Source organism: Polycladospora coralii (assembly GCF_014773435.2).
In the GTDB taxonomy this organism is placed as follows: Bacteria; Bacillota; Bacilli; order Thermoactinomycetales; family Thermoactinomycetaceae; genus Polycladospora; species Polycladospora coralii.
This window is the reverse complement of the sequence record NZ_JACXAG020000006.1, coordinates 138277-155520: the sequence shown is the minus strand read 5'-3', so window position 1 is coordinate 155520 and position 17244 is coordinate 138277. Positions and strand designations below refer to the sequence as shown.

The 17244-nt window shown below is 38.4% G+C and carries 11 protein-coding genes; 5 read left to right on the top strand and 6 right to left on the bottom strand.

The window, feature by feature from the left end; genetic code table 11:
• The 4 genes from IC619_RS12910 to IC619_RS12895 form a co-directional block, all read right to left on the bottom strand.
• A partial coding sequence (locus IC619_RS12910) for a DNRLRE domain-containing protein (RefSeq protein ID WP_213260917.1) occupies positions 1-7051 on the bottom strand: 7051 nt, incomplete at its 3' end.
• 78 nt (positions 7052-7129) lie between these two features.
• Positions 7130-8443 carry a cell wall-binding repeat-containing protein gene (locus tag IC619_RS12905; protein WP_191140412.1) on the bottom strand — a complete coding sequence of 438 codons (1314 nt, stop codon included), beginning with the start codon at positions 8441-8443 and terminating at the stop codon, positions 7130-7132.
• Positions 8434-8898 (bottom strand): hypothetical protein, encoded by a 465-nt coding sequence (locus IC619_RS12900; protein WP_191140413.1) that lies wholly within the window; start codon positions 8896-8898, stop codon positions 8434-8436. The genes IC619_RS12905 and IC619_RS12900 overlap by 10 nt, the downstream gene beginning before the upstream one ends.
• A 435-nt stretch (positions 8899-9333) precedes the next feature.
• Entirely contained in the window at positions 9334-11079 is a 1746-nt protein-coding gene (locus IC619_RS12895) for a cell wall-binding repeat-containing protein (protein ID WP_191140414.1), read from the bottom strand.
• 267 nt (positions 11080-11346) lie between these two features.
• Here IC619_RS12895 and IC619_RS12890 point away from each other — a divergent pair, with 267 nt between their 5' ends.
• Positions 11347-12219 carry a PIG-L deacetylase family protein gene (locus IC619_RS12890; RefSeq protein WP_191140415.1) on the top strand — a complete coding sequence of 291 codons (873 nt, stop codon included), beginning with the start codon at positions 11347-11349 and terminating at the stop codon, positions 12217-12219.
• 46 nt (positions 12220-12265) lie between these two features.
• Here the strand turns inward: IC619_RS12890 and IC619_RS17120 are convergent, their stop codons facing one another.
• Entirely contained in the window at positions 12266-12391 is a 126-nt protein-coding gene (locus IC619_RS17120; RefSeq protein WP_283770979.1) for a hypothetical protein, read from the bottom strand.
• A 247-nt stretch (positions 12392-12638) separates the two neighbouring features.
• A complete protein-coding gene (locus IC619_RS12885; RefSeq protein WP_191140416.1) occupies positions 12639-12923 on the bottom strand; it encodes an immunity 53 family protein in 285 nt (94 codons plus the stop codon).
• Positions 12924-13530: 607 nt separating this feature from the next.
• On the opposite strand from IC619_RS12885, the gene IC619_RS12880 reads away from it, so the two are divergent.
• The 4 genes from IC619_RS12880 to IC619_RS12865 all read left to right on the top strand — a co-directional run bounded on the left by IC619_RS12880 (position 13531) and on the right by IC619_RS12865 (position 17085).
• Positions 13531-14001 carry a hypothetical protein gene (locus tag IC619_RS12880; RefSeq protein WP_191140417.1) on the top strand — a complete coding sequence of 157 codons (471 nt, stop codon included), beginning with the start codon at positions 13531-13533 and terminating at the stop codon, positions 13999-14001.
• A gap of 18 nt (positions 14002-14019) precedes the next feature.
• On the top strand, positions 14020-14481 hold the full coding sequence (locus IC619_RS12875) for a hypothetical protein (protein WP_191140418.1): 462 nt from the start codon (positions 14020-14022) through the stop codon (positions 14479-14481).
• A 214-nt stretch (positions 14482-14695) separates the two neighbouring features.
• Positions 14696-15202 (top strand): hypothetical protein, encoded by a 507-nt coding sequence (locus IC619_RS12870; RefSeq protein ID WP_191140419.1) that lies wholly within the window; start codon positions 14696-14698, stop codon positions 15200-15202.
• 122 nt (positions 15203-15324) lie between these two features.
• Positions 15325-17085 carry a hypothetical protein gene (locus IC619_RS12865; protein WP_191140420.1) on the top strand — a complete coding sequence of 587 codons (1761 nt, stop codon included), beginning with the start codon at positions 15325-15327 and terminating at the stop codon, positions 17083-17085.
• Positions 17086-17244 lie beyond the last annotated feature (159 nt).

Here is a 17244-nt window from a genome sequence, read left to right as displayed (position 1 = left end):
TGACCATGGAGAATAAGTTCCCAGAAGCCGTGTATACATAGCTATTGGTTTTCTTGCCGTCTACACTTTCGCTGATCATTTCTCCTGATGTCGCTAAATAATCAAAAGTGGTGGTTTGCTCCTGCTCGGTGCCGACATGTTCCACTTTGGACGTGGTTCGATCTAATCCATCGTAGGTAAACTGGGTTGTCAGCATGCCGGTTTTGTCTTTATTTTGCTTTTGATGTTTGGCGATGTTGTCGTATAGATCATACTGGTAGGATTCTACGACTTGTTCACCTGCTTCTACACTTTTCACACGACCTAGCGAATCGTAGTTGTAGGTGGACGTTACGCCTTCTTTGGTTTCGCTAATCAAGCGGTTTTTGTCATAGGTATAGCGAGATACCTTACCATTGGCGTTTTTCTCTACGATGTTGCTATTGGCATCTAGTACGTAGCTTTCACTCGCTGTATGGGTGCCTTGTCTATCATAATTGACCAGTCGATCACGTGGATCGTAGGCGTAGGTGGAAGTGTTCTCAAAGGCTTTGTTGTTGCTATCTAGGCCTTTGTAAATATCTTCTACCTTATGTCCATTGGCGTTGTATGCATACGTATGGCTTTGTAGTACTGTGCCATCCGCTTTTTTCATCTCAGACTTCTGTACCGCTTGGTTTGCGTAGTAGTCGTAAGTGGTGACATTTCCATTTGGCTTTGTCTCTTGCTTCAGTTTGCCTGTCGGGGTGTAGGTATACGCACTCCACTCAAGTGGCTTGTCTTCTCCCGTTTGATAGGCAAAGTCTGTCACTTGGTTCAGATCGTTATAGTAGTATCTGGAGTAATAATCGGGATAGATTTGATTAATCAAGTTCCCATTGGCATCATAACCATACTTAATTTTACGGTTGATGGTTTCTCCGGTCAATTCTTGTGTTTCCACGAGCCGATTGCTTAAGTCATACAGCATCTTATAACGATTAACCTTCGCATCGATGCGATGATCTTCTGTTTCGATCAAGTTGCCATTTGGATCATAGTGGTATTGAAATAAGCGGAAATCACTTCCAGGTTCATTAATATTGGCGCGTGCACCGGAGTCATAATGCTTTCTCACTTTACCATCTGGATGGTGATCCCAAGACATGGCACGTAATAAGCTTTTATCTGAACTGATTACCTTACGTTTGGTTTCTGCGCCCAGTTCATTGTAATCGTATTCGGTTCGGATGTCCCATGGATCGTCGATGCGTCTTAGCCATCCATTATCATAGTAGATTAAGTTGGTGATGTTTCTCTCCGTTGACAGCTCTGATGGTGGTGCACTGATTCGGATCACATTGCCGACTTCATCATATTCATATTGCAAACGATTTTTCACTGCAAAGCGGGAGTTTCTACTAGATGGATCATGTGGGTATATAATTTCCTGCACACGATTCAGTTCATCGTATACCTTCTCTGTGACAAAATCACCTGCTATAGGGGTTTCTGTTCCCCGCGGGCTTTCGGTATGCGTTAAATTCCCCACTTTATCATAGGTGAACTTCGTAATGTGATACTTGTCCTTGGTCTCTGCAGGTGTACGTTTTTCGATCAGCAATCCCCGCGCATCATAATAATTATACGTCAGATTGCCTTCCTGATCCTGGGTGCGTGTTACATTCCCGTCTGCATCGTACGTATAGTGGACGCTAGTCCCATCAGATGTCGTTGTTTTCACAACGCGTCCGTTTTTATCGTATGCTGTTTGGGTTGTATAATCATCGGGATCCGATGTTTTCTGTCCTTCTGGAAGTGTAACTTTGATGCGACGCCCCACATCATCATATTCATAGGTGGTTGTGTTTTTCATAGCATCCGTAGTTGCAATCAGCTGATCCAACTCATTGTATGCAAAGGTCTTCACATGGCCAAGCGTATCATCTTCTGGAATGAACCCATTAGGCTCAATTTCTTTAATCAATTTTCCTGCTTTGTTATACTCATACTTCACGATTCGACCTTGCGGTACCTTTTCTTCATCACGTGGTAGATGTTTTTCGATGACGCGATCCATCTCATCTAGGACGTAATCCGTCACAGCTCCGTTTGGTGCAGTTTCTTGAACGATGTTGTCGTTCTTATCATAAATAGGTGCCGGAATCGTAATCTTAGTTAAACCATCTTTGGGAATCGTCGTTTCAAGCGGACGACCTAAGATATCATACGTATGCGTCGTCGTTTTTCCTTTGGCATTTGTAATGGATAACAATTCACCACGTTCACCATACGCCATTTTGGTGGTATTACCTAGCGCATCCGTAACCTGCTTCGGTTTCCCCGTTGGGTGATACCCATAATCTGATGCACTCGAGCTTCCGTAAGTGGTCACATGACCTTCGGCATCTGTTTTTGTTTTTAACATGCCGTTTGGATAGTAGGTAAATTTGGTTTCATGTCCCAGTGAATTTTTTTCTGTGAGACGATTTCCATATTTATCGTAGGTGTACGTCATCACTTTTCCACCAGGGGTAGTCGCTTTGACCAGTTCAGAAACACGACCATCCATCGTGTATTGATACTCATATACCATCGACTTACGCTTCAAACCGTCTATCAAACTATTATTTTCTGGATCGGTTTTAGTTAGTTCATTCCCTAGATCATCATAAGTGGTTGTCGTAATGGCACCATTTGGTGCTTCTGTATAGGTCACATTATCATCATTGTCATAGCGAAACTTCATCGCTTTGTTTTTCGGGTTGACAATGGAGATCGTGCGTCCGTTTCCATCAAATAAATACTTGGTTCTGCGAGAGAGATTGTCAATAACGGTGGCTTCATTCGCATTATAGTTGACTTGAATGCTGGTTCCATCCCGTTTGATCATGTTACTCACTTTACCATCATGATCGCCACCGGTGTAATAGACAAACTGTGTTGAATACCCTCGTGGGTCTTTAACATGCGTAATACGTGATTCTTTCTTGGGGTCATAAGTAAAGATATAACTTTTCTCCAAACCACGTTGCCCATTATTCCCATGGGTATTGATTCCATCTACAATTCTTTGTAAACGGTTCTTACTATCGTAAAGGAACAGGGTTTTGCGTCCTGCAACATCAACGATAGACTCAATTTTATTTTTGTTATTGTAGTCAATGGTTATGGTTTTGCGCCCTGCATCATCCGTCATATAGCGTAGCAGTTTCGCCTTCTGATTATCGATGGTACGCTCTTCATACGTAAAGGTCATTTTATTTCCATTGGCATCAACGGCTTCACTCACATATCCGAGCTCATCAAAATAATACTGTACGCGGTTCGATTCAGTTACAACCCATTTTTTCCGCTTGTTAGTCCCTTTTAAATACTGGAGGTCCATATGTGTACCAGCAGGTGCCACAAATTTTTTCTTTGTTTTGTCGAAGGTGAACGTATGACTCGATCCTTCTTCGTCAACAATGACCACAGAACCCGAGACGATATTATCATTTTCGTCAATCATGGCCGCATTGGTTGCGGGTGCCCCTAGGCTCATCATCGTGTTGGTCGCAATGGACCACCCTTCACTTAGGGCATGCTCACTGTCATCAGCACTATTGTAGTTGAGATGTACGTACGTATCAAACCCAATCGACGCGTTATTGAATGGGGTGTACGAGAAGTTTGCATTTCCATTGAAAAGGTTAATACCCGTTAATCCTTCTGGTCCGGAGTAATCATTTACATGCGTCGCTGATCCCCCAAGTCCCTTTTCGTCCTTTTTTTCTTGAACGAGGATTTGTTGATCCAATACAGGAACCGGATCACTACTTTGGGAGAGCCATTTCCCATCTTCAATTAAGTCCCAACGAAGTGTATACCCTTTTCTCGTTACATTTTTCGCTAGTTTAGGAGCTTTAATATTGGCTTTGAGATGAATATTTTCTCCTGGCGCCACATCAATGGGATCCGGTAATTCAATACCATTTTCATTGACAGGTCGAAGGATCATTTCTAATCGGTTTTCGTCACTGGTGATTTCTTTACCTGTAGCATTATCCAACCAGTGATAAGAGAGCTTAACTTTTTCACCACTCCATGTACGGCTGGAGGTATTGGTTAATGTCACATCGACTTGATCATAGGTTGCACCTGTGATCATCACATGAGGGGTTCGAGGTGCATAGTAACTCGATTTACCCGTACTTTCCGTGTAGGTAACTTCTAGCTTCGGTTTTAATGAAGCCACTTCACTTTCATCGCTTAAAAAGAGTGTTCGTTCTTTTTTTGTACTACTCGCTTCATCCGCTAACTTAATGAGAAATCCGTTGTTGACTTCGGTATCTTTCACCCAAGCTTGTACCTGTGAAGTTGTATCCCACATACTCCACTGAGGAGAATCTTTCATTGTTTTACTGGCGATGGCACTCGCTTTAAAGCTATTGCCGATATTATTCCAGGTCGAGCTTTCAGTAAAGCTTTTCGTAAGCCCATGTACGCTGTAGGTAGCATCAGCACTACCACTTTTTCCGTAGTACCAGGACCATACGCCAAGTTTTGCTAGGGTCACATTTGCCCCTACAGGAATGGAGTCTAAGTTAAACGACACGAGTCCGCGTGTTGTACCGTAGGTTCCACTATTATTTCCGACTTGAAGCCACGGATGCCCTCCAATGCTATTGAGGTTCGTACCCTTTTGGTTACTAGATATCGTCGTATCTGCATTGGCTGTAAGGATTTGTCGTGATAAGCCAATTTTAGGAAGTTGTGCAAACTTCGTTTCAGAAGGAATCAGTTCGCCATCTGCCGTCTTAACGACTACCATATAGTAATACTTCTTCTCTGGGAAAATACGGCCACCTGGTGCATTAATTAATGATGGACTTGCGGTTGTATCTGTAAATTGAATTTGATCTTCATCTAAGACTGGAGCGATCAAAGTTTCTTCACTTGGCTTATAGTTTTGATCCAAACTGCGGTGAACTTGATACTCCACAAAGTCATTTCCTTGATATTTACTCCAATGTAGCTCAGCACCGGTTGCATGCATTTTGGTTGGTTCTTTCAATACCACCCCTGGTTTTCCATAAGTGATGACCAATTTAGGTCGGATGGTATTATCATCGTAACGATAGTTCTCATATGAGCTGGCAGTGTAACGAACGCCACCTAACTTTTGAGACTCATTTTTCACTTTAATCATTACACCGTGATTCGGCTGTGTACCATCAATCCAATCTTGGGCTAAATCACGAATACTAAATGCATGCCATTTATTGCTTTGATCTGGATACTTGGTTGTACTTGCATAACGAACAAGTTGAACAGCATCTGCAACGACACCATTATCCGCTTGATTACTTAGTGTGATCCGATTGTTACTATTTGGCCCAAAAGCAAAGTAGCCCTTTGTTTGCCATTTACCACCATTGGTTGTCTGATCCATCAATACTTTTGTGTTTCCATTTGCATGTTCAATCGTATAGGGCGCATTTGTCGCATAATTTGATGATGAACGATGGCGAATATTGAGCTGATACGTCCCCGATTCTTTGACATCTGGAAGCCAAGTAAAGGTATTGCTGCCATCACCTTTACTACTAAAGTGGTAGCTTTCTCCACCCCGTACCCGCATTGAAAGCCAGCGACCGTTTCGAACAACTTTCTCTGAATCAAAGTCATCGATTGTTTCTTCATAGGTCTCGACATCTGACGCAAAGTGTCCACCCGGTGTTTGCCACTGTACATCTTGTGTTGCCTGTTTCCAGGTCACATAGCGCGGATCCCAATCTTGTAAGACCCGATGAAGTGAAAGATTGACCTGATTATCGGTTTGCCCAGTTGGACAACCATTACAAAAGGATTGATCGTAGTAAAGCTCGACACGTGCTGATTCAATCGGCGTATCAGCTTCAATGCTACTAAGGTCAAACTTCACGAGAGAACGTGAGATCGCACTCGGATCTGACCCTACTGCTAGCTGCCAGCTTGTATTATAGTTACTATCTGGTGTCGTATTGATCACCATACTATCTTCACTTTGACCGGCATCATACCCGGGAAGCGGTTGAATGACGACTGTCGGATCAACGACAACAGGATATTGTCGATTCGCATCATGCAGCCAATCTTTATCTGCTTCAACTGTTAGGGTTGCAACAGATCCTTCTTGTTTTATCGTTTGTGTGACTTGATCACTCCAGCTCTTTCCATATGGCGATTTAGGATCAGGCTGGCTATCGTACATGAAAGGTTTTGGGATTGAAAATAAGACACGATCCTCTGTACGACTGATAAATGAAATCGAACCGTCTTCTTCTTGTCGTGCATCCAGATTGTCCAATTGTAGTGTAAATTGGAATTTGTTCTGTGTAGGAGGTTCCGTTAAAATCATCTTCTCTTTTACAGAATCACTTGTGATGGTATATTCCACTGCAGCTTCAGGAAAAACCCCATCAAAGGTAATGTGATTATCTTTCACTCTCGGTTTAGGTAGAGGCTTTTGATCATCTGGGTCAATTCCCATCTGAATGCGATGCCCCTGAAATCTCATATCGAGAAAGGATGACTTAGATTGACCAAAAAAAGTTTGAAAAGTGTTCGTTGTATTGGCAAAAATTAGTTCTGATTTTGTTTGTTTTGTTTTGATTTGCGTATTAATTTCTTGCCATTTCCCGTTTTTGTCTTGATAGTGTACTGGAGTAGCTGAAATCTCAGCTTCTACACTGCCATCTGAACGTTCATGGTATTTGGCATTCGCTTCTCGCTTCTGTACAAGTTCCTTAATCCGCTTAGGTTTCTCTTTTTTCTTCTTATCTACAAGTTCATTTTTTTCAGGTAATACTTCCTTTTCATTCTTATCTTCATTTTTTTCTTCTTTTTTCTCATTTTCAGTAAAAAAACCGGTAATACGATCAATCATGTTTGAACCGGCTAACACAAGAAAGTTGGGTTTTTGATCTTCATTTGGTATTTGTTGGAGCTTCCATTGATAATGCCAGTTCTGTACCGTTTCCGCCGCTAATACTGGGGTAGGCGGTATACTGGTAAACAGAAAGACAAAGAGTAAGAAAGCCACAAATAACCTATACTGGGGTTTCTTCAATTTTTTATACTCCATTTCTACGTATGGTATAGTGTGAAGCGAAATGTTGAGATTAACCTCAACATTTCGCTTCATGGTTTAATTCATAAAAAATTCAAAATCAAATAATTGATCATCCGAAACGGAGCTTGATCCACCCTGGACAAAGCCTTGGTCAACTTTAAAGCCGGCTGCATGACGTGTATTTAGAAATCCTCTTGTCGTATCTTCCAAGCGGCCAGGTAGTGTAAGTAAGATTGCTCCATCATATTTGGCTGCTAGTGGTGCTCCAACTACTACATCAGGATAGAGTTCTTTCGTACCCGGTACTGAATCGCCACGACCAATCACGACCGTTTTTGTATCCACGTTAAAATGCTTAATGAGATTGATTGCCGTTTCAAAGCGATTGGATCCGCCAATACGATCTACTTGATTACCCGTTGATAAAGACGAGATTTTTTTGGAAACCGCGTCACTTACCGTTGCAGTCCCACCTAAAATCTTAAATTTCTTATATTGCGGATTATCCTTAATAAATTTTTCTACCTCTGTTGGAACTGAGCTTTGAGCTACATATAGAATGGGTATATTTCGATTGATTGCTACACTTAGTCCAGCTGCCGCATCGGTTAACACAAAACCATTCACGATGAATGCCGTATCCGCTGATTTCCCTTGTACATTTAGTTGATTCGTAAGCTCTTTAGCCGCATTTACTGACGCTTCATAGCGGTTTGCTCCTGTAATACGCACAGTTTCAATTCCAAGATTTTTAATCTCTTGTTCCACAGTGGCATGAATCGAGCCTGTCCCACCAACAATATATGCTTTTTCTGGATTCAGACGTCTCAGTTCCTCTTTTGTACCGCTATAAAGACTTGATGATGGCGTTAGTAAAATTGGCGCTTCATCTAATCCAGCTAACGGCCCACCTGCGATAATATCTGAAATGGTGTCGCCACGTGTAATCACTACAGATTTGACATCCTCACGATTTCGGGTTAAAGCTTTACTGGCATTAATGGCTACATCATAGCGATTGGATCCATCTACACGTACATACCCTGGCCATATAATTTCATATGTGCGATAAATACGATTCCCATTCATAGCATGTGTTTGAATCGCATAGTAGTTATATACAGGTTCATTAAATGAGAAATTAACTTGCTTAGAAAAGGATGGTTCGAGTGTTTCCCATTCCGTTGAACCTTCCAAAGCAAACAAGGTGAGCGCCCCACCTGAGTTTCCAGTAATCGTAAACCCTCCAGCACTTGAAGAAATACGATGGGAATATGTACTTGGACTTGTAATATCTAAGTTAGGTAAAGTTGCATTGGGCTTACTTTTAAAAGAAAGTCCATCTAAATTGACTGTATACTGTCCATTTCCCTCTTTGATTACGAGCATGTAAGCACCTGCTGCAGAACCTCTCCATGTTTATAAGTTTGACTACCGTCTTTAGTAGAGACAAAGGTATTGGGTTCTTGAAAGCGTGCATTTGCAGTCAAGTCAACTGTACCTTCTTCGACCGTTTCAAATTGAAAATAATGTATTTCGTTTTTAAACATCGCCCCATTATAGGTAATTTTACCCGTGTACGGGGTCCCAGTTTGTGCAGGCATCTGGTTCTTAATATCTTTTTCAGGAGTTACAACTTCTTGATTATTAGAATCGCGAATAAGTCCTTCTTTCCAATCCATTTCAATCGATTCTTTTTGCTTCGATTCGACATACTTATCCATGTCTGTCGCTAAATTTACTCTTACTGGACTTTGATTGGCATTAATCTGCATACCTGGTATTGCCAGAATGACAAGTGCAGTGATACAAATTAAGCTAACAATCTTCTTATAGTATTGCATTTTACATCCATTCCTCCTAAAAATATGAATTGTCTGATAAAATATACTGGACTCGATTATACATTATAAGTAAATTAAATGATTTAGTAAACACAAATATGAATAAAAAAACTAACTTCTATAATAGATATTTCTGATATTGTCCTATCAATTATTTTATTTACTAATATAACCTTATAATCATCTGACTTACGCCACAAACCTAATCAAGTAAAATGAATCAACTTATCGTATTATAAACCTCCCCATAGCTAAATTCTTGTCCAACTCTTACTTCGGTTATTTGATTTTTAACTCTTTTTTTACTAAATAATAAGGAATGCAATGTAAAGATTTTGATTTATAAAATGCAATCGATATAATGACTCTATATAGGAGAAAAGGCGAGACCCCATCGCAAAAAATTGCGATGGGGTCATTTAGCAAATACGATGATTATTTTAGATAACCTTTTAATTTTTCTTCGACTTCTGGAAAGACGGATTCGTTATTTCCGACGATATAGATTTGTTCGTTAATACCAGAAATCTTACTCATATAGTTAGAGATAGATGGTTGCAAGGTTGTTGGCGTCGACAATAAAAGAGGTGAAGACATAGGTGATAGAGAAGATGCCAACTGGGCTCCAACTAATGCGTCAGCAAAAGCTGTACCCACACCATTCGTGATCACAACGTTCCGCTCATCCAGTTTAAATGTATCTGCGATATTTACACCTACTTCAAATCGATTCGCTCCCGAGATTCGGGCTACATTTTTTCCATATGTTTCTTTTAATTCTGTTTCTACAGATTCTGAGACCGTCGCAGGACCTCCCACAATCACATAGTTTTTCACTCGAGGATTCGTCTCAATGAAGTGTTTAATTTCAGCTGGGATTGATTGGGTACCTACCAGTAACATAGGCAACATTTCCTTATGTGCAACGCTTGAAGCAGATGCAACATCAGAAAAGATTAAGCCACTTGCAATAATTGCGGTATCCGAATGCTTCGTATCTAAAGATTGATTTAAGTGAGTAGCTACATCAGCAGACACGGAAAAACGGTTGGGTCCATCGAAACGTGTGATTTTAGATATATTTAACTCTCTTAATCGCGCTTCCACTTGCGGTGATACAGAACCCACCCCTCCTAGAATTATCGCCTGACTAGGCTTTCTCCTTTTAATCTCATTTTCAACTGAAAGCGGAAGCTTTTCTGTTTCAGTTAGTAGTAGTGGGGCTTGATATAATCCAGCGATTGAGCTACCAGATAATCCATCTGTGAATAGATCTCCACGGGCAAGTAAAATAGTCGAAGAGCTAGGTAAATGTTTCGCTACATTTGCTGAGATCTCGTAATTATCCTTTCCGACTATACGTGTCACATCTAGAGAAAGTGAATGGAATTCGTTATAAAGCGTGTTGCCGGATGGACGTACAGATCGAACTTCAATCGAGTTCGTCCCTTTTTTTAGTGGAAACGAATGATTAAAAGATGATGATAATGGATAGAGCTTGCCATCATTTAGTATTAGCTCAGAATAGCTATCGGTATTACCAGAAATCGTAATGTTTGTTACTGGAGAAGACACACGTTCCACTCGATCAAATGGATTATTAAAGGTTACTTTGGGTAAAACCGTATCGGGAGGCTCTGAAAGATGAATCCCGGATAGTATATATCGATAATCTACTAATTCTGCCTCACTTGTTGTTACCACGAAAGAATAGATCCCGGCAGGGAGCTCATCTCCATCTGTATAAAAATGCATCTCTCCAGAAGAATCCATTCTAAATAAAATATAGTCAATTACTTTAGAGGTGGTGGATACATGCTCTGGGGTAATTTTAATCTTACTGGATTCTGCTATTTTGAAAACATACTCAGGAGTATGATAGTTTGATGTAGTGCCCGTATAAGTGACTTGATTCAGCTCGCTCGGATTTAGTATAATTTGATTTTCTGAACCAGAAGATTTCGGTGATAAATCCTTTAGAATCTCTTTTCTTTGGGATTGAAAGTTTTTAAGTTTTTCTATCACCGGTTGTGTGGATACAAATTTAATTTCATCAGCCACGTCAGTTGTAGCAATTGATTGAGAGTGCACATCATGAGACGAATTCCCAACCGTAACCATAATAACTAGTAAAATAGTAGTCATCTTCATAAGAGAAGTATGCATCTTATAACCGAGCAAGAAATTAAACCTCCTTAATTTTTAATAATAAAAAATATGATAAATTGTGTTGGTTGATGTATCTCTCTAAAAAACGAGAGATATTTGCGTTTTGTGTATACACCAGGCTAACTAAAATATAAATATCCTTCATATGATTTTGTGTCTAGTAGACTTTCTTGCTTGTATTGCTCGCCATACTCGACTAGTAAACTATTATAGCATAAGATATTAAATTATCGTATAATAATATAATTAGCCATCATAATACCATCATAGGAGTGAGACATGAATAAAATATATAAAAAAATATTGGGATTAAGTATTATATTCGGAGTTGTTCTATCCTCCTTTCACTCTTTTCCCAGTCATATTGTACAAGCAATTGGAAGTAATTCGACTGATCATGTTGTGATCTATTTTTCTCCACATGCAGATGATGAAACCCTCACATTTGCGGTTCCCATACTCAATGATATTCAAGCAGGTAAAAAAGTATATATTGTGTTGATGTCAGATGGCACCAGATCGCGTGCAAGAGACACCGTTAATGGTGAATACGATTTTGAATCAAGAGATCTTCCGATAGGTAAGCAAGTATATTGTAATTGGCACAATGCCATTCACGATCCAACGGTAGATCAGCATAAAGACGGGGCGTTGGATAGAAGCACATTTGGATTAAGACGTATCGATGAATTTTATGTTGCTACTGCTGAACTTGGTATCCCTCGCGATAGAGTCCAAGTGAATTTATTGCCAAATGATGCGTTTACGTATCATAATGTAAAGCAAATTATAAAGATGCATGCCCGTCTTTTCCCCGATGCCGAGTTTAAAACAATGTCACATCGAGATGGTCATCCAGATCATGCGATGGTAGGGAGAGTGATCAATGATATGCATGCAAGTGGTGAGATTAAAAGCAAATCCAATTATTTGTCCATTTACACTGATCGCTTCTATAAGCATTCATTTGCTTCCCCAGGTTATAAAATCTATCTGACAGACACCAGCGATACACAAAAAGTACTTCATGCTTTAAACGCATATAAAAAATGGGAGCCCCAAAATGGTTGGTACGGCTTAGGTTACCATAGCGTACCCGCACAATTTGATGGTATGGCTCAAGATACCTATACCAAAGCTGTACGTAATTAAAAACCAAAACGACCGCTTATGTGGTCGTTTTGGTTTTATCAAAGCTTTAATCGGTTTCCTCTTGATTTTCATCCCCATTTATCATCATTTGGTTCCCACATGTACAATACGTGATGATATCATCCAAGCCCTCTTCTACTTTGCCACACTCTAAACAAATCAGCTCCACCATAATAATCCCTCCCTGACTTTATTATATAACTTAGGGTGCTATTGGTTAGATCCATTGTGTTGGGATTCGGTATTTGGATCTCAGTAGCTTTCGCTATAGCGATATGTATGGTCCATACTTTTAACATTGCGTATCTCCATACCATCAGAAGTGGATATGAAATAAAATAGAAGCGAATCCTAAAACTGTAAGAATAGCTTCGCAGTAGTCTTCGTGATAAAATACCGTGGGCGCTTAATGGTATGTTTCAAATTTGCTTGATCAGGTCAATTGTTAGGATTTCATCTAAATTAAGCGGACCACCTGCACCAATGAACTTGTTATCGCGTACAAGACAAAATAACCAATCATCTTCGCTTCGCTCAATTTCAATCTCACTAAATTTTTTATTTTCTAAATTGTTTTCTTCTAAGTCAATTTCTAAAGACCATCCTGGATTATCCACTGTTTCTAGCTTAATTTGATAGATGTGCTCCCAATCTTCATCACATTGAGAGTAATACCATCGTTCAAGCGATTTCAAGTTATTCATAATGACCACTTCCTCTCAATTTTAGGAACTTCCGGGGCACTCTTCTAACCACACCAGGCCAGTTTTTATCATTAGCATGAGGCAAGGAATGTCCTCTTTGAAAACATGATTCTAATAATAAGTCCCTCGTAAATCAAATCTTTCCCCTGGTGAAAACGGATGTGGATTCTTTGGATGGGATTTTTCCAGAGTTTCCAGCTCATTATGTGTCCGTTTTTTATCTCGTTTGAATGTAGAGTGAGGGCCTACCTCATCTTTATGATACTTCATACTATTCCCCCACTATTTGAGGACTTCATCAACAACGACTTTGCATCCCTACCTAAGTTTTTAGCCCAAGAAATACCGACAACTGTATATTGATTTATGTTCTTTTTAGACCAGGTGTATCACTTTCTGATATTTAAAACCCCATTTGCTATACCTCATTATAATGATATTTATATTTTTTACAGGATGATAATCTAATATTAAATTAGGATCATTGTATCATCTATATCTGATATAGTGCTATTTTATTGACTTTGCGATGTATAAATTTAATTTGTAAAATAGTAACTGTGCTACTGATACTTAAAGAATTAAAACATTATAAGGAGGAGAATTTATGATCAAACAATTAGTATTAGCAGGTTTAGTTGCAACTTCTGGATTGGTAGGATCTGCAAATGTAAGTCATGCTGCTGAATCATTGGATTCTAAGCCAGTTATCCATTCAAACTTTTTTAAGTCTACACATTACTACTCTATCTTTGATTTGTCTCAATCTGCAGGCTGGACTCAACCTGACACGATTTCAATCGATAGTAATGAATATGTAGAATATACTTTTACACCCAATTTTTCATTTGACCATGGCAATAATCATCCGGATCCGAAGGTAAGAATCATTCTTAAAAATGACTGGGGATCTATTATTAAAACGAAAGAATTTACAGTGAAATCAGGTCAAACCTATAATGGCACGCTAAAATCCTCTTTCACTAATCTAAATGAGAATTATAAAATAGAAGTTCAATCAGATAACATCAAACAAATTGTAAAAATAGATGCAAATCTCGTTATAAAAGTTAAGTAAGATTAAGGAGGAATTTTTATGATAAAACAGTTATTATTAGCAGGATTAGTTGCAACTTCTGGAATGGTAGGATCTGCAAATATAAGTCATGCAGCTGAATCATTGAACCCTAAACCCGTTATTACTTCAAATATTTTGGGAACCTCATTTTATTATACGCCTTTCTCGGTCTCTCCTTTTAGTCCTTGGAAACAACCAGGATCTTTTGGAATAAGAACCTTTGAATCAGTTAATTATACGCTTAATCCAACGCTTGAGTACCCCAATCTTTCAGGTAGTTACTTTGTTACTATTGAAATTCATGATAAAAAACTGGGCCAAGTTGAGCATAGAACTGAAAGGGTAACACACGGAGAACCGATAACAGGTACGATATCTAGTCCCTTTTTTAATGAGGATAGTGAATATTATGTTAAAATTTCCGGTGGTAATTCTCGTAACCCATTAAAGACAGATTTAAAGCTAGAAATAAGCAGATAGATTAATTTGAATACTCTCTTAATTTAATAGAGATCATCTATATTGAGAGAGTATTCAGTTCGTTTTTTATTACCGATAAAGACTGCTCTATGCTTTAAATCTTTATCTCATGATTGAATAGAATGGGTATAAAATTCTAAAAATTAATTAATTAATTTTTATTTTAATCGTTTTTATGTATAATCAAAATTTATGATAAAAAAGGAGAATCATTATGGAATTAACCTTTCGTTATAAACAAGTATTAAAAAAATTGTTCATCATGACATTTGTCCTATCTTTTGCAATGGTAACCCTCTCTTCAACTGCTTTTGCGGACACACGTAGTCTTTATGGATACTACGATAAGACTACAGATGAAGGAAACGCTATCAGCACTTGGTTTAATTCAACGGTTAATATGAATTCTTGGAGCAATGCTACGGTTAATGGATCAAGCTCAGCTCTTGCTTACGGTCCATATCCTGATGAAATTGAGTTATCAACAAAGTTTCAGTTCACAGGGTTTTCTCTACAGATTGGAGCACCGAGTGGCGTCACAGTGAACCAGGGAGATGATTCTGCTATCTATAAGACCAAAGTGATCAATCGTAGAGAAAATGTACAGAATTACCATAACATTTCTGCTACCGGTATGGTAACGGGTTATAAACAATCTGTTTCTGCTTCTTTTAAATATGGAGGTATTCATTACAACTTGAGTGCAATGGATGTTTACTAGAATTGAAAAATAGAGATGAGGGTTGGGAATGTATTTTCTTTATACGTTCTCAGCCTGATGCTCCATATGAATGGGGCAGGTCGTAAAATGAACGGAAATATGAGCTATAAAAGGAGAACGATATGCACAAGAAAATGATAATCATTTTGGTGTGTCTTTTTTTATTGTGTAGTTTATTTACCGGATGTCATAGTAAAAATCCATCCAATCAAAACCAAATCTATCAAACGCTGTTGGAGAAGGGATACTTCGAAGAAAAAAGTGGCGCATTCTTTTACGATAACTTTGGTAATAAACTGACGAATACGATTGATCCCTATCAAGTATATTGGAACATTAAATTGAGTCAAATCATAGGAATCGATTTACATTCTGATTCTATGAACATGATTAAAGATGAGCTACAAAATCAAGCAAATCTATCACAAACTGCCCATTTATACGATATCTATATCCGTGCTTCTTTAGATAAACTGGTCTTGAAAGAACCGAGTCACAAAAGAATGAATGCGTATAAACAAATTTTATTTGAGAATCATTATAATAAGGAAGATGGTCTCTTTTTTTGGGAGTCTAGAAAGGAATCGATGGAAGACAAAATTACAGCTACAACACTGGCTATCTCTATAATGAAACAAATAGACACTAGCGATATTGCGTTAGATAAAACGAGAACAGCACTGGAGCAACTATTTTTAGAGGATGACTATTTTACGAGCCAGCCCCACGACATGCAAAAGAACCTACTGAATGAAGGTGGCGCCATATTAAAGAGTTTGCAAGACCTAGATGTGTCCCTTGATCGCTTTCCTCGATCTAAAGTAGAGCAACGCAAGAAGTGGGTGACGCATTGGTTGCAAGAGATCAATCAAAGCAAAGAATTTCCAGATATATTCGCTAAAAATGAAATGATGATCCATCTTTATCATGCTAGTACTTATATGGGAATAGACTCGAAATTTAGTAAAGACTTATATCATGATTCAATTATATCGATTATATCTACTCATCAGGATCCTCAGCTTCTATACAAGATGATCTATACAAATGCTCTAATCGAAAGAAAAGAACTATCCGATACAGAATTGAGATCCATACAGAAATGGAGAGAGAATTGGATCTATCAAGGAGATATCAAGTTTAACTTAAAGGATAACTATTATGGTCTATTGGCAGCTCAGAGCATAAATATGCCGTTTAACAAAAGAAAATTAATTAATACTCTTGATACATATACAAAAAACAGATCGTTATCTATTAGAGATCTTTTTTTCTGGGTACGTACTTTAGATCAACTCAATGAATTAGAAAATAATAAAAGTAAATTAGTATATTTTTATAAAGAGGCCCTTTCTAAGAGCAAAGGTAGTTTGGAAGACCACTACTATTTAACATATATCAACCATATACTGACAAAAAAATTAGAAAATATAGATATAGAAAAAGTAGAAAACAACAAGCAGAACATCCAGGATCGTATACGAAACAGCAAAAATTCAAAAGAGCTGTTTTACGCTTTTATGATTAATCATTACCATGACCCAAGTGAGAAAATAACGAATATAGAAAATCAGGTTCATTCCTATCGAGCGGAACAAACGGGAGGGTATTTCTTTGATCAAGAAAACAGGATGATCAATATCATATCCATATATGACATGATTCGTTTAAAGCAGCATGCTGGATTACCAATAAACCAAACTGAATTAAAGCATTTAGAGCGGGTACTGAAGCGACATCAAGAAAAGCATGGCGCCACTTTTATGACGATTCCCAGTGATGATCCCCAAAACGTGCGATCCAATTATCAAAGTCAACTAACGCTAGAAACCATTTATTATGGTATTTTTGTGAATCAATATATACTAGAAAATCGATCATAACAAGCAAATTTGTAACTCATAATATAAATTTAACATGAGGCACAAAATCGATGTTATCATGTAAAAGGTCAAAATAGTAGTGTTATAATGAGATCGTATCATCCAAATAGCTGCATCCTTAAAGAAAATAATTTGATTTAGCTGTGTTTAACATCGCCA